This window comes from Leptothoe sp. LEGE 181152 (genome assembly GCF_032906605.1).
Lineage (GTDB): Bacteria > Cyanobacteriota > Cyanobacteriia > Phormidesmidales > Phormidesmidaceae > Leptothoe > Leptothoe turfae.
This window is the reverse complement of sequence record NZ_JASATU010000018.1, coordinates 104,787-123,260: the sequence shown is the minus strand read 5'-3', so window position 1 is coordinate 123,260 and position 18,474 is coordinate 104,787. Positions and strand designations below refer to the sequence as shown.

Genomic DNA, 18,474 nt, shown 5'->3' with positions numbered 1-18,474 from the left:
ATGCGCTGATGTTGCTTGAGTGTACCAGTGAAATAATTGGCACAGGCAACAGATGAGGTTTAGCCATGAGCGGCGTCGAAGTTATTATTTTTGGGGCAGGGCCAGCGGTTGGGTTACTCATTTCTTTTCTCGCTTGGCTGTTTGAAGGCTATGACACAGCTAATAGCGAGAATCCTCAAACTTATAACCATGACTGGATTTAATGCCTCAATTGATTTTGGTGACGGGGCCTGCCCGCTCTGGTAAAAGTGAATGGGCTGAGCATTGGGCTGAACAAACCCATAAGCACGTTATCTATGTGGCTACATCGACCGTGTCAGTCGATGATGTTGAGTGGCAACAGCGTATTGAGCAACACCGAGTTCGTCGTCCTGAGAGCTGGCAGACGTTAGAAACTCCGAAAAATTTGGCGAATGCTATCCAAACTGCTGAGGCTAATAGTTGTTTGTTAGTTGACTCTCTAGGGACTTGGTTAGCTAATTGTCTGGATGAAGATGATAGCTGCTGGCAAATGTCTGTCAATGAATTGTTAACAGCTTTGGACCTGGCTGTTTGTGATGTGATTTTAGTCGCGGAAGAAACAGGTTGGGGGATTGTGCCTGCCTATCCCTTGGGCCGTATATTTCGTGATCGTTTGGGATATTTGGTGCGTCGGATTGGTGCGATCGCAACCGAGTTTTATCTAGTGACAGGGGGGTATGCCCTTGATCTCAAACGTATAGGCACACCGCTACCACATAAACACTGAGGTAAAAACCTTGGGAGAACCCAATTATGTGGACACATCACAGACCTTGAAAATAGATTAATGTCTCAAGACTTATAAAAATCAGGCGTTAGGATGAAGCTGTGACAGTCACCGTGCTGTAGCAAAAGGTTATTTCACAGTGCGAGGTGGTCTATGGCGTCTCCTAACGAAGTAAAAATCTATCTGGCCTATTGGTTTCAGCTTGGCAAGCCTGTTCATATCAACAACCGGCAGATTACTCATCGTCCTAGTCCTGTATTAGAAGGCAATCAGTTTAGCCGTGCTTTTCAAGATTGTTGGCAAGCGATTATGTCCGTGGGTGGACGGGATTGTTATCTAGATGGCTCCCAAGAAACCATTGAGCAGTTGTTGTCACCCGCATGGGAAATCACTGACTGTGCCCGCTGTAGTATCCCGACAGCTATGCAGACTGTGATGCCTGTTGCTCAACTCTGCCCCTGCGGTGATATTGATACTTGGCCCAATAATGAGTTACCGGCTCCCCATATGCCGATCAACAATAATGAGCATTTTGGCAGGCTCAAAACACGGTTAGACGAATACCCCCGTGGTGAGCATCAGCTAAAACGTAATGTGAATGCTCAAAAAGCTGCCATCAACAACCAGCACAGCGCAAATTAGTTTTCTAAAGTTGTCTGTCTGATTAAGCTGTTGCCCGCTCCACATCATGGACATAGAAGTCGTGGGCCATAAGCGTATTCGGAAAAATTGCCTTGGCTTCTAAGAGTAAATCTTTGAGCTGAATTGTGTTGCCTGGGGCGTAGCGGGGACTAAAGTGGGTGAGAATCAACTGCTGTACTTGGGCAGCTAGGGCTACTTGGGCTGCCATAGTGGATGTGGAATGAAGACGCTGGTAGGCGAGTTCAGCATCTTGATGGGCAAAAGTGGATTCGTGGATGAGTACATTAGCGTGCTCTGATAATTCGATGGCGCGATCGCAAAAAATTGTATCGGTACAGTACACTATCTTTCTACCCTGAATGGTCTCACCGCATAGGTCAGAGCCGTTAATCATTCGACCGTCTGCCAAGGTAACCGCCTCACCGCGTTTGAGACGGCCATAAATGGGGCCAGGGGGGATGCCTAAGGCAGCTGCGCGCTTCACATCAAAATGACCGGTTCGATCTTTTTCTACGATCCGATAGCCAAAAGCAGGTACTCGATGCTCTAAACGTTGGCAGTAAACCGCAAATTCCCCATCATCCAATACCTTACCCGGTTCCACCGTATGCACTTTGATGGGATAAGAAAAATGAGTTTGCGAGTAGCGGCGACAGGCTTGCAAATACTCGTTTAACTTAGGCGGGCCATAGATATCAATGCGCGATACATTACCGGCTAAACCACAGCTAGCCAGCAGTCCCATCAGACCAAAAATGTGGTCCCCATGCATATGGGTGACGAAAATGCGCCGAATTTGGCTGGACTTTAGATCACTCTTAAGAAACTGGTGTTGGGTTCCTTCTCCACAATCAAGCAGCCATACTTCAGCGCGCTGAGGTAGGCGTAGCGCAACGCTTGACACATTGCGTGCCCTAGTGGGGACACCAGAACTAGTACCAAGAAACGTAATTTGCAAAGGAATATATGAAGGAGTGGGACAAGAAGATATGAGCTAGCAAACTTTCCTCATTATCCTTGACAAGGGTTGGGTTTGCGGAAGTCCTTACCGTGGAAGTGGCTACTGTGTTGAGACACATGGGATTGCTAGCTTTAATTACCCAGGTAATTTCCTATCTTTATCCATGGGTTTGATAAATAGTTCAGCCATTGAGTTTAGGATTTGTCAGCTGACTGAGATGCCATAAGCAGAGTTTTTAGGGCTCATATGTCAGGATTTCATGACTTTTTTGGTTCTTGCACTAACTTGATTTGATGGATGGACTCATTTGCTGTCAATCTTTGGGTAGTTTTACCGAGTAACGCCTACACAAACTTATTGCAATTTAGTAAAGATTCATCACAGAAAAAATTGTACTGATTGTTACAATGTCGTACGGAGATTGATTAGTTAGTGCACAACGCATTTTCAGCCACCTCCAAATGAGAGATAAACGCAAAGTCAAAAGACTTTTTGAATCGGTTCTGCTCTAGAGCCGATTTTTCTTTTGACGAATTATTATGAACTATTCTTAGTTTGACTTTCGATAAAAAACTCCTGTTGAACCGTCAACTCTCAGGTTGGGGGCTTTGAACTAAGGCCTGCTGTAGATATTTGATGAAGTAGTCGGTAGCGTGGTTAATCAAAGCAGGACGAATACGCTGCCGATAAGTGCGATGGAAGATGCTGCCTTTGATGACATCGCGTTTGATCAGTAGATAGGCGCGAATCCGTTCGTAAATACGTGTGCGTATTTGTTCGCCGTTGACAATAACCCCATTGGCCGAAATTTTGGCTCCAAACATGTCCACTAGGTAACGTTTGACTGTGCCAGAGTAGTTGAGCCAATTGGCCTCTAAGATGGCAGCTTTAACCGAGAGGCTAGGGTTTTCATACAGCAGTCGCCCAACAGCGAAGGCAACTAAGTCAGATGCATAGTCCTGTTCAGAAGCAAATTTCCCCAACAGTTCACTTAAGGTTTCTGGTTGATAGGTGGTGAGGCCATATTTATCGAGGTAGACCTCGATGGGTTGTGCCGTATCCCCAATGGCTGCCGTGTATTCGCGGCTGTCGTAACCATGGCCGGTCATTACTTTCGACGTGATCCAAAGAAATCCGTCGCTGAGGGTAGATGTGAGATTTCCTCCCCAGGTCTGATCTGATAAGGCTGCCATAAAATGGGCAAAATCAATGCTTTGACCCATGATCTCAACGGATTGGTCATCCAGCTCGCCTTTAACAAAGTCTGGGTTGCTACCTGCGACCATCTCCCAAAATGTATTGGCATAGGATGCTCGGGTATAGGCCCGTAAAGACCGCACTATTTGCAGTGAAGTCGCCTTGGGCCGCTGCTGTTGGTATTCATCGATAAACTGCAGCATTTTCTCCAAATTTGCGGCCATTGGTTTACTCTGCGAAGTTCATTATGAATGCTAGGGTAGCGTTAAATGATGGAGGCGTTGCTATGTGGGTGGCCTATGCTTTGCTTATTCCCAGGTTTGCAACATATCAGCCCACTTATTGAGCAGTTCACTAATTTGCGCTCGACGGGCTTCAAACGTAGCGGCTACCCAGATTAGGGCGATGCCAAGTAGGATGCCGATGGCCCAAAGCATACGACCGTCTGTGCTAATAAACAGTGCGATCGCACGCAATATTTGCAGACTAAAGGTGAGGGTGCCCACATATAGATAGGCGCGTACTCGAGTGAATAAGCCCAGGCCGATAAAGCCAAAACTAATCAATAGACTCAGGCTAATAAAGAGAGCTGACGTGGTTTCAGCTTGAAAAATCGCGGTTAGTCCTATTAATAATGTGGCCAAACTCCGTAGGCGATGGCGTTCTTCGCGAGCGGAAACCAGTTGCCAACGGGGGTCGATTTCTAGAATGTACAGCGTTGATACTCCAATCATGGTGCCTAGCCAAAGGGGGGTGAGCCATGCTTGGTCGAAAAGATAGCGGAGTAAGGCCCAGTTCAGTAGCCCCAGACTTAAATAGCTGAGGCGTACAGCCCGCAGTTGTTTAGCCATCGCTGCATAAAAGGCTCCTATCAGCAGCAGGCTTTGGGTTGTGATGGTCGTTATGCTTAGGAGCGTAGCTAAAACCGGCCAAACAAGGGCTATCCGCTGCCATGGGCGCATCGGCCACCCCCAGCGCTGCCAGGGGAGGCGATAGGCTATCAAGCTGAAAAGACAGGCGAATAAAGCACCCCAGCCGCGCAATAAAGTCAGGTGTGATAGGAGATGGTCTACGCCATAGGAGACAGCGATAGTGGCAATCACCAGACCGCTCCAGGTCCATTGTCTGTAGCTGTGATGATTGCCATTGAGCTGAACAATGTGCCCACTTTTGGCATTAGTGGCATAGGCCGGAAACCAACGAGAATTACCTCTTAACAACGCGTAGAGAGTCAGAAAGCAGGAGGTACTCAACCAAAGCCAGACGCCTAACTGACTGTGCCCGTTGATCATGGCCAGAGCTGCTAGCATGACGGACAACAGCCAATGGAGTAAGGAGCCTGTTGCAATTTCAGATGTTGTTAACTTGCTGTAGCGCTGAATCCAGCGATCGCCTAGGAGGTATAGGGGTGCGATCGCACTACCCACTAAAGCCAACAGCGTCAACCCATCTCCTGGTTCTCCACCACTGGCCTGTAGCATTTGATAGACAACTAGCTCATAGGTGCCTAAAGAAAGCAGCCCAAGACCGCCATAACCTAAAGGTCGTAGATCTGTCTGCCGTCTGCCAATGGCGAGAACCACAATGCCAACAACGAATGAATAGACGCCTGTTATTGCTGTGAAGTTCAGATGGCTAAGGACTAGCCCTAAAGCACCGTAAGCCAGTGGAATGTAGTGCCAGCTCGATGGGTAATTACGCTGATGTTTCGCGACATAGATACTCCCCAGCATCTGGGTGCCTAGCCCTAATGCCATCATGGCTGTAGCCAGCATCTGGGGCTTCATCTCCTGATGCCATAGGGTTAGACCCATGGCTACGAGGAGACCCACTCCATGGGAGACTTCCCAGTAGTCTAGATTGCTCAGCCGCCGCTCAGTGAAAAACCTGGCCAATATGAGGACCATGGCTGCTGCACCATATTGCAGCAATGTGGCGACATCCGGTGATATTGCTTGGGCCTCAGCAAATGGATAATTTAGGCTGTAGCTCAGCACCATGATCAGTGTGAGGTCAAAACTTAAGGCAACTGCTAATGCTCGACTCCAGCCATAACTGGCGTTGCCATAGACCCGTAGCAAAGGTTGGGCCTGGTGCTTGAGCTGTCGAGCCAAAATGCTAAGGCCTCCAGAAAACAGAGCGATCACTAAAAATAGCGAGGCAACATTCTCGGGCCATACTTTTGGCATCAGCCACAACCAGATGGCAGCTGCGTGCCCGCCCCCCAGGGCAAAGCCGATGGTTATGACTGGTAGAAATGTCTGTGTAGGCCAGCGCTGACTATGGAGATACAGCAGTCCAGCCCCGGTGAACAAGGCAACCGTTGCCATGGGCCAGGAGCTAATGAGTAATATCTGGCTGCCTAAAGCAAGGACCGTCAGCGCTGTGGTGACCAGCTGTGGTTGGGCTACGAGCTGGCGTCGGTATGCCAACCACGTTAATAGCCCCGGCACAACTAACCAGCTCAAGTTAATCCAGCTGCCCCAGTTATCTAGCAAAAGACTATAGGCAATGATGCTTAGACCTATGCCCAAATACCACGATGACTGTCGCCATTGGGGATAACGGTGGCTAGCAACACTGGCGATCCATTCCACCGTCATCAGGCTTAAGAAAACTAAAGCGCCCTGCCACCGGTTCCAATAGCCAAACCAACCGCTAATCACATAGAGACCACTGATCACGGTTGCCAGTGCTGAAATGTGTGTGCAATAAATCAACCAATTGGTTGCATGGCGTCGCAGGCGAGTAATGGCACCTAACGTGAGTGTTTGCCCGAGCAAACTCATCATCAACAAAAATGATTGAGCTTGGGGGACTATTAACAGGACTAATAGTGGGCTGAGTCCCATGGCTAGGTTTTCAGTCAGTTGAGCCCAAGCAGTGTGTTCTTTTTGCCGAAATCTCTTGGCTCCCACCACCATCAGGCCAACATAGCCATAAAGCCATAGGCCTGAAAACTCGATCGTGCTGACGGGGTCCTGGCTAAGGCTGCCAACTGCCAAAAGTATTGTCTGCCGCAGGGGACCAGGCAAGGTTAACCAAACCAAACCACAGGCTTGTAATCCCACTAACCAAAGTCTCGATAGGGTACGTAGCTGGTCTCGTTCTTGGGTGTGTTGTCCCAGCTGTTCTAGTAATAGCCAGATGGCGAGTCCACTGATACCCAGGGCCTGTAGTGGATATGGCATGACAGAAACAAGCCAGCCCAGTAGCATTAATCCGGCTCCTAACTGGGGCCACAGGGGATATCGTTGATAAAGCCTGCGCAGTACCCAGCCGCAGAGGCCCATGGCCAGGCCCAACTGGGCTATGGGTATTTGGGCAATCCATACGCTGCGTACTAGAAGAATGAGGAGTGCGATCGCAACTAAAATTCCTTGAGGTTGAGATTCCGCCTCACGATCTTCACCCGTCTCCTCAGCCGTTATCTTTGGCATGCCCCAGACCAGGCTGATTGCACTGCTCAAGGTGCCCACATAGGTGGCGATCAGAGGCCAGGTCGCGAATCCCCATCCCCAATGCAACCAACTTAGGCCCAATACGGTTAACCCGATCATTCTTTGTGGGGCTAACACCAGGGTTAATATACTCAAGCCAATACTCGCTACAATGGCCAGCCCTGCTGTCGTATTGATTAACCCTGAGGTGTCTATCATCCACATATTTAGGGGAATCAAGAGCAGCGTTGTCGCCTTTAGCATTTGGGCCGTCGTCTGTAGTTTGGCCTGACCTGCTGCCCAGTGACTTGCCCCCCCAAAGGCCAGGGTATACACCAACAAAATGCTGTATTGGCCAACGATGGAAAAGGATTGCCATTGGCTGGCTACCAACACCCCAGACGATACCACCACCAAAAATACGCCCAAAAACAGCAGCCATAGCACGCTGACCTCTGCCAAAAATGACTGCACTAGATGGGACTTGAAGCGTGAAAAGAATGGCTGACCTGTAGCCGTCGGGACCTCAGTCAGAGTTTCAGGAGGGGCTGTCTCTGATCTCCTTACCTCAGTATTGACCTCGACAGATTTCTGCTGCACTGCCGTAGGTGCTTTATGGGCAATGGGTAAAGGACTGCATAACTTGCGGCCAAGACTGATGACCTGTGCTTCCGATAACAATCCCAACTCTATCCAGCGATCTAATTCCTGCAAAAGATGGACATTAGCCGCTTCATTTTCTAAATCAATCGGAATTTTCAGCCACATACCACGCTCCACAGGTTAGATGCTAATAGCGCTACACATATTGATTGTGGCTAGTTCATTTATCAACGCCCATGAGTGTTACGAAGTGTAGGTGGTGTGTGACCAAACCTATGTACTTAGACGCATTGCATCGAAGTGAGCCGAAGTTGACTAAAGACGGGTTCTTCAGACCCATTAGCTATGGCGTGTTACCCCCTGCCGAAGCTGTCGATTGTTAAGTAAGTTAACGTTCTGCTTGTTTGTACTTAACAAAACTGTTGCATTCACCATGTTTGGTTAGCTTCTATGAGAGTATTGGGCTCAGATGCAGCTAGTTCCTGTTAAAGGGGCTAGTGGGTCATGTCGTTGTGGCTGCCTCTCTAAAAATGGTGGCTGTGAAGGATTGTTATCCTTGGCGATTTGGCTGGCGTTATAAATTCGAATTTCCCGTCTTACGACTGTCCATTACATAGGAAGACGTTCTTATGGCAACTAGTTTTGCAAGCGCAACTGGAGCTCCCGAAGTGGGTGACGTTGCGACTCCGATTAACTCCTCTGCGGTTGCACGTACTTACATTAATAATTTGCCTGCCTACCGCGCAGGTTTGTCTCCGTTTAGCCGCGGCTTAGAAGTGGGCGTTGCTCACGGCTACTGGTTCTACGGTCCCTTTGCTGTTCTTGGCCCACTACGTGCCAGTGACTACAGCGCTGTGGCTGGTGTGATTGCAGCAATTAGCTTCGTCTTTATTTTGACTGTAGCTATTTCTATTTACAGCGCTACTAGCCCCGATGGTCCCGAGGGTACATTGACTACTCCTAATCCTCCTGAGGCGTTTTCTAATCGCGAAGGCTGGAGCAACTTTGCTAGCGGCTTCTTAGTAGGCGGTTGCAGCGGTGCATTCTTCGCTTATCTACTTTGCCAAACTCCTCACCTGCTACCTTTGCAGGAAATTGCTGGTGGTATCTGGTCCTCATAACTTTAGTTTTGAGTTGAGTAAGATATCAGATTCTGAAGCTTGCTGAACTAGATTAGATAACGTTGAAAGCGCTTCCATGTTATGGGGGCGCTTTTGCTTTCTAGAGCAACGGCTTTCTTGGAGCCAAATTATTTGAATCTCAATGTTTAAAGCATAAACAGTCAATTTAAAATACTCAGCTAGCTGAGAAGAGCAAAGCTCTACAAGACTCAACACTCAAAATTCTCCATTTCCATGGATCTCTTTGAGCAACATCGCCAGACACTAATCGAAGCGGAAGCACCATTGGCTGCCCGGATGCGTCCTCGTAATTTGGATGAATACGTGGGGCAGGGTGCCATTGTGGGGCCAGGTCGTCTGCTGCGTCGGGCTATCCAGGCGGATCAGCTATCGTCGTTGTTGTTTTATGGGCCACCGGGGACAGGCAAGACGACCCTGGCTCAGGTGATTGCCAACACCACCAAAGCCCACTTTATTGCCATTAATGCCGTGTTGGCTGGGGTGAAAGATATTCGGAGTGCGATCTCAACTGCCCAAGACCTTCGCGGCCAGCACGGTCAGCGCACCATCCTCTTTGTCGACGAAGTTCACCGATTCAACAAATCCCAACAAGATGCCCTCTTACCCTGGGTAGAAAACGGCACCGTTATTCTAATTGGGGCGACTACTGAGAACCCCTACTTTGAGGTGAATAAAGCTTTAGTCAGTCGGTCGCGGGTGTTTCAGCTAAAGTCTCTGGAACCCGATGATTTACGGCAGATTGTTCACCAAACGCTGACTGATAAAGAACGGGGCTATGGAGATCGCACCATCCAAATCGACGAAGATGCCTTAGATCACCTGGTTAATGTCGCCAATGGCGATGCCCGTGCCCTGCTCAATGCCCTAGAACTAGCGGTCGAAACTACGCCTGAGGTAAGCATCTCTTTAGCTGTTGCCGAAGAATCAATTCAGCGACGAGCCGTCCTCTATGACAAAGAGGGGGATGCGCACTTCGATACCATTAGTGCCTTTATCAAAAGCATGCGCGGCTCTGACCCCGATGCCACCCTCTATTGGTTGGCCCGCATGGTTTATGCCGGTGAAGATCCCCGCTACATTTTTCGTCGTATGGTGATTTTTGCTGGAGAAGATATAGGTCTGGCAGATCCTAATGCAATGGTGGTGGCCAATAGCTGTGCCCAGGCGTTTGACCGAGTGGGTATGCCAGAAGGGCGCTATCCGCTGGCTCAAGCGGCGCTTTATCTAGCTACCTGTCCCAAGTCCAACAGTGTCATGGGCTTTTTTGATGCCTTAGCCACGGTGGAAAAGGAACGGGAAGCCGATGTGCCCAATCCCTTGCGAGATGCAAATCGGGATAAGAAAGAATTTGGTCATGGTCAGGGATATCTGTATCCCCATGCGTATCGCGATCATTGGGTGGAGCAGCAATATTTACCCACAGGTCTCCAGGGCAAAGTGTTTTTCCAACCGTCGAATCAGGGTTATGAAGATACTATTCGTCTAGAGGTTGCCCGTAAACGAGAGGCTCAGCTAGCAGCGGTGATGGAGGCGGATTTGCCCGAAGTGCTGACATTTGGGCCGACGGATCAGGGGCAAGAGCAATGGTTGCAAAGGACTTTGGGCAATGCAGGGGAGCAGTTGAGGGCGGTGTGCGATCGCATCTACTCCACACTAAAGCCTCAACGCCACCACGTTTTGCTGGACCTCAATGCCGGCCTTTTAACCTGGGAGGCTCTACGCCAGGTGCCCGAAGGTGGAGTGTATGCCTGTACCTCTACTCCTGAAACCTATGCTGCTCTGAGCGAACAAGCTGAGGCACTGACAGCGTTAGCTCGACCTACATTTCTATCGACACCGCTGCATACATTAGCTAAAACCCTAGCGACTCAAGCATCAGGTATTTTGTTTGATGGCATTGTGGGGCGTAATGCCTTGAAATCCTTGCCCAACCAACAGCAAGTGCTCAATCAATTGGCTGATTACCTTGCTCCTAACGGGTATATGGTGCTGGCTGAAACGATTCCCTTCCGCACGTTACGGCTGTATTCCCTACTGACTCATCAGAGCATATCGCCTAAATTATTCCAAAGGCTACAACAGGCTGAAGACGATCTCTACACTAGTGATTGTCAGAAATATTGGGATATAGATGCGGTGACTACATGGTTTGAGAACACGCCGCTGATGCCGACTGTTGAGCTAATAGAACTCCAAACTGAGTTACCCATTACCTCTCAAATAAAAGCTCGATGGTTTAATACTGAGTCCCATTATATGACCCATTTAGCTAAGGCTTTGAGCGAACAAAACTTGGAGATCGTGAGACAGGCATTTACAAGACAGCTGCAATCTCAGTCTTCGATTTCTTGGCAGATCAATATTGCCCTAATCAAAGCTACAAAAAAGAGTCAACTATAGTGATGTTTGCTCCCTGACTGTGATCTCAAAATCTCATCAACGATTCTGGTCTTCAAACGAATCCACAATTAAGCTTTCAAGAGCTGTTTGGAGATCCTTGGTCAATGCTGACACTGCCTTACGTCGGCTTTGTTTGTAATCATCCCAGCGCTCACTGACACAAATGGGTTCTCCAACTATTACCTGAGCTTCTCGCTTACCTAAAGAAGGCCTCGGAAAGGGTGTTTTCCCCTGGAGTCGAGTGACCATATCAGTCATCAATAAAACAGTTTCGGCAAAGCGATCGGCTGTGGGTTTTTCTAAGACATAGCGGCCTGTTACTGCCACAAAACTTTCCACAAGACGCATATGCCACATACGTAAGTCCGCCTCTTCCGCAATCCGATCGGCTAGTCCTCGTTCCACTGAAGACAACGCCGCTTCATTACGTAAGTCTTCGCGAAAAATACGTTCCCAGCCAGCTTGTTCCAAACGGCGACAACGATCAATCACAGAGCCTTTGGGCCGCAAATTAAAATACTTTTCTGCTACTGCTAATGCACCATTGAGCAAGTGTTCTAACCGTAAAGCCAGCTGTGCATTGGCATCTTTAGCTTCTGGAGTATCGAGTTGTTCTAGGCCATAGATTTGGTAATAGTAGCTCTCCATCAAGCTGAGTAAATGTTCAGCTAAGCGGTAGAGACGGCCATAGAGATTGGTAATTTGAGCTGTGGGTAGTTCCACAGGTGGGACAAATTTTTCATCAGTACTCGATAAGCCACTGTAAAGTTCTAATTGGCTTAACAGCTCGTCAATAGCATCCCACGGCGGATTGATGTATCGATACTGGATTCCCAATGGCACGATATAAACCGGTTCAGACCGCTGGGATTTTGCCAGATCCTCCACACACCAAAAAGCCAGTTGGGGTACCCCCGGTTCTAGAGGGCTGACAATTTCGTTATGGCCATTATTGCCCCCTTCTGGAGCGGCTGCTAAGGGAAATTTCCCATTTACCAAAAGCTTCCGTGCGGCTTTTAGGGCGACTAAATCTAACTTACCGCGTTGAATGGACACCCCCCCCAAGTGAGAACATAGCCAGCCAACCCACTTCCCTGCCCATAGGGGAATGCCCCGGTCATAGATAAAGTGGCTGTGCACAGGCTGCAGTTTTTTTCCCATTTGGACAGCCGATTGTGGCACTGCTTTCCACAGCAAATGTGCCATGCCATAGGCATCTTCAGGAGCAGGATGCCGGAAAGCCAGAATCAATCTGCTATGCCCTGCCTGAAATTCTGCGTAGTGCTTGGCGAGAACCCCGGCATTATTGACCTTGATGTTTACGAGATCAGTTTGCCAACGCATCCAGCCTGGCAAGGCTACTCGCACAAAACGTCGCACCCATGGATTAAAGCGTTCGGGAATAAAATCTAGGGGGGGTTGAGCACGGATGATGGCACTGATCACAGCAGGAACTCTCCAGAAAATAGCAGGGAAAATAAAGCTGCTTAATAATTACTTAATAGGTACAGTTAATTTAAGCTGTGTCATGACGATATTAAGGGGATGTGATGGTTTCTACACTGTCTACTTTCAAGACGCTGAAACCCCTATGAGTACAGCTTTACGGATTCAGGACTGCATATACCAATCTTGGGGGATTTTAATATTTACTTGTGGCTTTTAAAGCTTCCATAAAACGGTATCCGCCAAATTACTTATTTTGAAAGCACAGGCTTTAATAAACAAAAGATATAAAGAAGGCAATACCTTTGATAGGTTCATATCCTATACATAGAATTGCTGAGCACCTGTAGAGAAAGTTCTAAAACTATACTTAAGTATATTTAGGACTTTATGTATGTCCCACCACCGTTGTAGCTAGATTTTTTTAGAGATTTTCTCAATCTTAGACAATGAGGGTATTGCTACAGGTGAGCAGCAATTTTTCATTAGCTGACTTTAAAATCTATTTTTCTACCTCATTAATGATTTCTCAATTCTTTGGGAAATTCATATGTGAATCTACTGAATTAGGGTGACAATCGACCGCACTTATAGCCTCTTGCTGTTAAGTTGTTTAGTCATTGTCCATGTCCACGCTTAGAGCTTTCCTATCCGATAACCAGGCAGTTAAAGAAACAGCTGGTGATCTTATCAGCAAAAATGTTTTATCACTTCCTTGGGATGCGCTGTTTAATAATGTTAAAAATGATTTTGAAACGGCTAATGTAATTGCCGACTCTATCTTGACAGTTAAAGAACGCTGTCAAAATACACCTTTTTACGTTCAGGCGATCATCGCTAATTCTTCTGTATTTTTAGTCTCTAATACGGGCAGTTCTGAAACTTTAAATCTCACCCATGTGGGTGCATGTTGGCTATTAGGAAAATCCGTAACCTGCGCATTGCCAGTCGGCAATGCAACTGTTGCTCCATGTCATGCAGTGATTCGCCATACCCCTGAGTCTGGTTTTTTCATTGCTGATGTTGGTAGTCAATCAGGGACCCGTTTAAATTGTCGTCGTCTTGTTCCTCAAAAACGTCAGGCCCTTAGGGACGGCGACATGATTGAGTTGGGAGACCTGGTGGTAGAATTCTTTGTCGATAATTTTGATTGCATAGAAGATCCGCTAGATGGCCACGAAATCACCTACACAGGGTTTGAGGTAACCTACACCGGTATGGAAACATATCCAGGAAACTGATATGGGGCAAAACTAAAAGGTGTAGCCATGACTATGTGCGCTGATATTGGCCACCAGGTAATTGGACGATAACACCAGCGAGTTCTAACTGTAGTAAGCCACCCAGCAGGGCACTTGTGTCTAGCTGGGTGGTTTCTACTAGGTTATCCAGGCTGACCGGTTCCTCAGGAATCATCTGCAAAATATGCTGTAGGTTTTTATCCAGTGTTACCTCCGGTGCAGACTTTGCCGGTTCAGGTGCTGATGTATCTGGCTGAGTGTTTATAAAATGCCTGTTTTCATTGCCACCCTGGTTGTTACGGTCGTTTTGATGGGTCATATTTTTATGAGCCATATCTGAATTGGGAACGCCAATATTGAGCAGATCTTTGATCAGCTGGTCTTCACCCATGATGATGGCTGCTCCAGTATTGATGAGGACTAAGCAACCTCGACAGGTGGGATTATCTAGACCGTCAGGTAATGCGTAGACATGACGACCATAGTCATTGGCTAAATAAGCTGTAATCAGTGCACCTGAGCGTTCTGGGGCTTCGGTAACCAAGGTGGCATGACTAAGGCCAGCAATGATGCGGTTGCGTCGTGGAAAGTGACTACGATCAGGCGGCGTTCCGTTGGGGTATTCGCTCACGATCAAGCCGGTTTCTAAGATGCGTTGGTAAATTTGAGCGTTGCTACGGGGATAGATGACATCTACACCAGTGCCAAGTACGGCTATGGTTTGGCCGTCGTTATTTAGACAGCTTTGATGGGCATGGGTGTCAATGCCAGTGGCCATGCCAGAAACAATGGTGATTTGCCGTTGACTCAAGCGACGACTTAAGCGTTGGGTCCAACGACGTCCGTAGGGACTAGGGTGGCGAGTTCCGACAATGCTTATGGTGATAGGATTTGTGCAAGCATTAGGCCTGAGAGGACCGCGATAGTAAAGCACGGGAGGTGGGTCTGGAATTTCCCACAGTAGACTGGGATAGTCAGAGTCAGCTGGTGTCCAAAAGTCGGGGTATTGTGATTCGTGCTTGTCTAATAGTTCTTGGGGGTTGAGATGCGATCGCATCTCCCTAATCCGATCCGCTGTGATCAAACCAATGCCTGCCACAGCAAGCAGGTCAACTGGGTCAGCCTGCCAGGCTAATTCCAGTGACCCAAACTGCTCATGCAGCCGCTTTATCAACACTGGCCCGACATCCTTAACCCGTGACCAAGCCAGCCAATATGCTCGTTCCAACCTAGCATCCCCGTTGTTTCAACGGTTCTAGGATGCCCATGAATAACCCTAATATAGGAGCAAAATCATAGAGGCGTTCCATGGAACGCCCTTACCTGTATGGGCAATGCCCCTAGATGTTTGCCTGACGCTTCTGTTTGAGGTGCTCAAAGACACTTTTGTCGCCAATGTCAGGTGGGATTGGCTGCATTAGTTTACGTAGGGCAAAGATGACAAACAACACTGCCCAAGCGATCAGTAACCCCTGACCTATATGACTGGGCATAGCCTGTGCCATGTGGGTCAACAGCAAGCTAGGAACTAGGGGCACCAGAAATTTTGTTTCAAGTCGATTAAAACAAAAGGCTTCTTTGATAAAGATGCCGGTCATGGCTGCAAAGGTAAACCCTATGCCCAAAATCGACAAAGGCTGTTCATACGCTGTCAGGGCTAATGGTCCCGGTACACCTATGGCAATGCCCAGGCTGGCTAGGCCTCCTGCTAACCACAACCCCTGTAATGCCTGATGTAGCGGTTTTAGATAAATATGAATGAACCAAAGACTAATGCCCAGACCTAACCACATGGTTAAGTAACATCCAGAAATAGTCCAAAGTAGCCCGGTGCTACCATTGCCTAGGCGCAGCAACATAACCCCCAAGGCAAAACTGAAAGCGGCTATGGCTAAACCACAGCGGTAAATCACGACCTCGCGTCGATCGTCCGCAGTGATGACAAACGGGCCAAATTGACCCTCATAGGTTTCTAGACTCGTGTCTGACGGTGCAGTTACCATAACTACCTCCTGATATGGATTTAATCCATGTGAGTGCTATCTCTCATCAAGGTGTGAAGGAGAGCGGTAACTCAATCGTAAAACACGTCTGATCATCTTCACTCCTAACTGTAATAACTCCGTTAATGTGTTCCACCAGCTTTTGGACTAATGCTAGGCCCAATCCGGTTCCTCCCTGTTTCCAGGGGTCGGCGCTAGGCACCCGATAAAACTTGTCAAAAATACGTGGCAGTGCATCCTGGGGAATTTCCACCCCTGTATTTACGAGGGCAAGTTTTAAGATGTCGTCCTTCATCTGCACTACGGAAAGTGTGATTTCACCCCCGGGAGGGGTATATTTGCACGCGTTGTTTAGAAGTTCGGCCCAAATGCGATCGAGGCTCGACAAGTCTGACTTCAATAGGGGAATATTCTCCGCAATGGTCACTTGCAGCTGTTGCTGACGACTGGCAGCACGTTCTTGAAAACTACTGACCAAAGCAGGGAGCCATTCGTTGATTTGGATCGTTTGTAGTGCTAAATCGTGGTTGCCCACGTCCAAACGCTGTAGGTCTAGTAAATCGTTGATCAAACTAATTTCCCGTTCACACTCTTCTTTGAGAATGCGATAGTAGCGGGCAATGCGACCTTGCTTTGCATCGGGGTTGGTCAGTTCATGCTCCAACCCTAGTTCTTGGGTGAGGGTGACTCCGAGCAGCTGTAGAGCCACACGCATACTGGTGACGGGTGTGCGCAGCTCGTGGGAAACGGTGCTGAGAAAGTCATCCTTGAGGTTATTGACTTGCTCTAGTTCACGTACCTGGGATTGGGATTCTTGATAAAGCCGTGCCTGGCGAATGGCAATGGCACATTGGTTAGCCACCTGTTGCACGAGGCGAATTTCATATTCGCTAAAGCCGTGTTCTTTATCGTTAATCAGCCATAGATCGCCGAGGACACCCCGGTCATCAAAAATTGAGCAGGCTAACATCGACACCAGGCCCCGTACTGGGTTAGGGGCAATGGAGCAAAACTGAAAGTATTGGCCTTCGAGCAGCTGATGATAAACCTCCGGAAAGGCTTCCATTTGGGAGACGCGCCCCCGGTCGGATGGCAGGGTGGTGTACTCGTAATAAATGGTGGAGGTGCCCTGCTCTAGATCATACAGAGAGGTATTGGAACCTCTAACGTTGAGGGCTTCCGTGATTTCTTGTACGGCTGTTTGTAAAATTTGTTTCTCGTCCAGGCTGTCCCGTACCCGGTCAGTAATCCGTTTTAAGGTGGCCTCAAATTCTGTTAGTTGATCTAGAGCGCTGTCACGTTCTTCGAGTTGTTGCTGTAAGTCAGTGTTAAGGTGGCGAAGCTGAACCAACTCACTGATGTCTTGGAGGGTATTTATAAGGACTAGACCATTTGGGGTTTGTAAGAGGGCACGCTCCCCTGAAAACTGGTGCTTGCCATGGCAGGTATTCAGGTAAATCGTTTGCTCAGCAACTGTGCCTGTGGTGAAGAAGCTGGCGTCTTGCGATCGCAACAAATCTGCATCAACTACTGCTGTCACGTCATGGTCCAGGCAACCTTTAATGCTCTCTAGGGATACATTCAGCAACTGGCAACAGGCCGTATTTGCAAACAACCATCGATGATCTTGGCTTTTGACGTAGATAGGTGCGGCAACAGCATTTAAGGCGCTGGTTACTACGCCGAGCAAATTTGGGGTATCAACATTTGAAGCGACAGATAAACTCATTTCACCAATGCAATGAGTGAACGTGATGTGTTCCCTAACTATGCCCCGATTTTTCAGAAAAGAGCTAACGGTGTATCGCTAAGTCAGCCCTTTTCCGTTAAATCAGTGATTATACGTAGGTTATGGCGAATGAAATGAACGTTGCCTATGCCCCTGTAGAATTCTAGAGTTTGTTTCTTGTTTGATGCTATGGGTTCTGTTCCCACTGACTATTCCATCACTGGTTTGTTAAGTCCTAACATTGATTGGCAAACGCTCAGCTACCCCACTCTCAAGCTGGGGATTTTAGCATCTGGTAACGGCAGCAATTTTGAGGCCATTATGGACGCCATTGAGGACTCACGGCTCAATGCCAAGGTTAATGTTGTCGTTTGTAACAACCCCGGTGCGAACGTTCTGGAGCGAGCGGCTAAATGGTCGATCCCTACGGTTCTTCTAAATCATCGTGAGTTTGCGTCTCGCGAAGTGCTGGATCAGGCCATTGTCGATACCCTTGTCCAACATGATGTCGGCTGGGTGATTATGGCAGGCTGGATGCGGCGGGTAACGCAACACCTAATTGATGCTTTTAGTGGACGTTTGCTCAATATTCATCCCAGTTTATTGCCCAGTTTTCCGGGTCTCCATGCGGTACAGCAGGCCTTAGATGCAGGGGTTCAGCTGGCGGGCTGTACAGTACATTATGTAGAGCTAGCAGTCGACAGCGGTCCCATAATTATGCAAGCAGCTGTGCCCGTGCTGGCTGGTGACACTGAAGCAAGTCTCCAATCTCGTATTCAGGTACAAGAGCATCGGATTTATCCAGCTGCCATAGCCTTAGCAGCCCATGCTCATTTCACAAAAACTAGTTGAGTGAGGTTGAGCAGTGCGACAACCAGTTGTTTAAGTGGCTCTTTAATCGAAAATCCATGTGATCTAGATA

The 18,474-nt window shown here is 48.2% G+C and carries 14 protein-coding genes; 7 read left to right on the top strand and 7 right to left on the bottom strand.

All coding sequences use genetic code 11. The features are described 5' to 3' along the window. Nucleotides 1–65: 65 nt before the first annotated feature. The 3 genes from QGP82_RS12290 to QGP82_RS12280 all read left to right on the top strand — a co-directional run bounded on the left by QGP82_RS12290 (nt 66) and on the right by QGP82_RS12280 (nt 1,390). A complete protein-coding gene (locus QGP82_RS12290; protein ID WP_163661866.1) occupies nt 66–203 on the top strand; it encodes a hypothetical protein in 138 nt (45 codons plus the stop codon). Continuing rightward, a complete protein-coding gene (cobU, locus tag QGP82_RS12285) occupies nt 203–748 on the top strand; it encodes a bifunctional adenosylcobinamide kinase/adenosylcobinamide-phosphate guanylyltransferase (RefSeq protein ID WP_163661864.1) in 546 nt (181 codons plus the stop codon). Before QGP82_RS12290 ends, cobU begins: the two co-directional genes overlap by 1 nt. Nucleotides 749–901: 153 nt before the next feature. Then, the gene (locus QGP82_RS12280) at nt 902–1,390 is read left to right on the top strand and encodes a hypothetical protein (protein ID WP_499059362.1); all 489 of its coding nucleotides are present in this window, start codon (nt 902–904) and stop codon (nt 1,388–1,390) included. 22 nt (nt 1,391–1,412) lie between these two features. Here QGP82_RS12280 and QGP82_RS12275 read toward each other — a convergent pair whose 3' ends face one another. The 3 genes from QGP82_RS12275 to QGP82_RS12265 form a co-directional block, all read right to left on the bottom strand. Next, a complete protein-coding gene (locus tag QGP82_RS12275; RefSeq protein WP_499059360.1) occupies nt 1,413–2,348 on the bottom strand; it encodes a ribonuclease Z in 936 nt (311 codons plus the stop codon). Nucleotides 2,349–2,938: 590 nt separating this feature from the next. After that, a complete protein-coding gene (locus tag QGP82_RS12270; RefSeq protein ID WP_499059358.1) occupies nt 2,939–3,772 on the bottom strand; it encodes an FHA domain-containing protein in 834 nt (277 codons plus the stop codon). A gap of 84 nt (nt 3,773–3,856) precedes the next feature. Further along, nucleotides 3,857–7,756, bottom strand: coding sequence for a hypothetical protein (locus QGP82_RS12265; RefSeq protein ID WP_499059356.1), 3,900 nt, complete (start codon nt 7,754–7,756; stop codon nt 3,857–3,859). A gap of 464 nt (nt 7,757–8,220) precedes the next feature. On the opposite strand from QGP82_RS12265, the gene QGP82_RS12260 reads away from it, so the two are divergent. Beyond that, a complete protein-coding gene (locus QGP82_RS12260) occupies nt 8,221–8,712 on the top strand; it encodes a photosystem I reaction center subunit XI (protein ID WP_163661855.1) in 492 nt (163 codons plus the stop codon). A gap of 234 nt (nt 8,713–8,946) precedes the next feature. After that, nucleotides 8,947–11,133, top strand: a complete 2,187-nt coding sequence (locus QGP82_RS12255; RefSeq protein ID WP_499059353.1) for an AAA family ATPase — start codon at nt 8,947–8,949, stop codon at nt 11,131–11,133. A gap of 36 nt (nt 11,134–11,169) precedes the next feature. Here the strand turns inward: QGP82_RS12255 and QGP82_RS12250 are convergent, their stop codons facing one another. After that, nucleotides 11,170–12,579: a 1-acyl-sn-glycerol-3-phosphate acyltransferase gene (locus tag QGP82_RS12250; RefSeq protein WP_163696656.1), complete on the bottom strand. Its 1,410-nt coding sequence runs from the start codon at nt 12,577–12,579 to the stop codon at nt 11,170–11,172. Between the two features lie 626 nt (nt 12,580–13,205). Here QGP82_RS12250 and QGP82_RS12245 point away from each other — a divergent pair. Continuing rightward, on the top strand, nt 13,206–13,820 hold the full coding sequence (locus QGP82_RS12245; protein WP_163661838.1) for an FHA domain-containing protein: 615 nt from the start codon (nt 13,206–13,208) through the stop codon (nt 13,818–13,820). Between the two features lie 31 nt (nt 13,821–13,851). On the opposite strand, the gene dprA is transcribed toward QGP82_RS12245, so the two are convergent. From dprA to QGP82_RS12230, 3 genes are all read right to left on the bottom strand, one after another. Further along, a complete protein-coding gene (dprA, locus tag QGP82_RS12240; protein ID WP_499059351.1) occupies nt 13,852–15,048 on the bottom strand; it encodes a DNA-processing protein DprA in 1,197 nt (398 codons plus the stop codon). A gap of 112 nt (nt 15,049–15,160) precedes the next feature. Continuing rightward, entirely contained in the window at nt 15,161–15,823 is a 663-nt protein-coding gene (locus QGP82_RS12235) for a DUF2301 domain-containing membrane protein (RefSeq protein WP_163696652.1), read from the bottom strand. Nucleotides 15,824–15,869: 46 nt separating this feature from the next. Further along, nucleotides 15,870–17,552 (bottom strand): ATP-binding protein, encoded by a 1,683-nt coding sequence (locus QGP82_RS12230; RefSeq protein WP_163661832.1) that lies wholly within the window; start codon nt 17,550–17,552, stop codon nt 15,870–15,872. Between the two features lie 189 nt (nt 17,553–17,741). Between QGP82_RS12230 and purN the strand changes: the two genes are divergently transcribed. Then, a complete protein-coding gene (gene purN / locus QGP82_RS12225; protein WP_163661830.1) occupies nt 17,742–18,404 on the top strand; it encodes a phosphoribosylglycinamide formyltransferase in 663 nt (220 codons plus the stop codon). The last annotated feature ends 70 nt before the right edge of the window (nt 18,405–18,474 follow it).

What these genes read in the sequence shown, in the direction of transcription:
- QGP82_RS12290 (WP_163661866.1), top strand. Translation starts at nt 66, where the DNA reads ATGAGCGGCGTCGAAGTTATTATTTTTGGGGCAGGGCCAGCGGTTGGG.
- cobU (WP_163661864.1), top strand. Translation starts at nt 203, where the DNA reads ATGCCTCAATTGATTTTGGTGACGGGGCCTGCCCGCTCTGGTAAAAGT.
- QGP82_RS12280 (WP_499059362.1), top strand. Translation starts at nt 902, where the DNA reads ATGGCGTCTCCTAACGAAGTAAAAATCTATCTGGCCTATTGGTTTCAG.
- QGP82_RS12270 (WP_499059358.1), bottom strand. Translation starts at nt 3,772, where the DNA reads ATGGCCGCAAATTTGGAGAAAATGCTGCAGTTTATCGATGAATACCAA.
- QGP82_RS12265 (WP_499059356.1), bottom strand. Translation starts at nt 7,756, where the DNA reads ATGTGGCTGAAAATTCCGATTGATTTAGAAAATGAAGCGGCTAATGTC.
- QGP82_RS12260 (WP_163661855.1), top strand. Translation starts at nt 8,221, where the DNA reads ATGGCAACTAGTTTTGCAAGCGCAACTGGAGCTCCCGAAGTGGGTGAC.
- QGP82_RS12255 (WP_499059353.1), top strand. Translation starts at nt 8,947, where the DNA reads ATGGATCTCTTTGAGCAACATCGCCAGACACTAATCGAAGCGGAAGCA.
- QGP82_RS12245 (WP_163661838.1), top strand. Translation starts at nt 13,206, where the DNA reads ATGTCCACGCTTAGAGCTTTCCTATCCGATAACCAGGCAGTTAAAGAA.
- QGP82_RS12235 (WP_163696652.1), bottom strand. Translation starts at nt 15,823, where the DNA reads ATGGTAACTGCACCGTCAGACACGAGTCTAGAAACCTATGAGGGTCAA.
- QGP82_RS12230 (WP_163661832.1), bottom strand. Translation starts at nt 17,552, where the DNA reads ATGAGTTTATCTGTCGCTTCAAATGTTGATACCCCAAATTTGCTCGGC.
- purN (WP_163661830.1), top strand. Translation starts at nt 17,742, where the DNA reads ATGGGTTCTGTTCCCACTGACTATTCCATCACTGGTTTGTTAAGTCCT.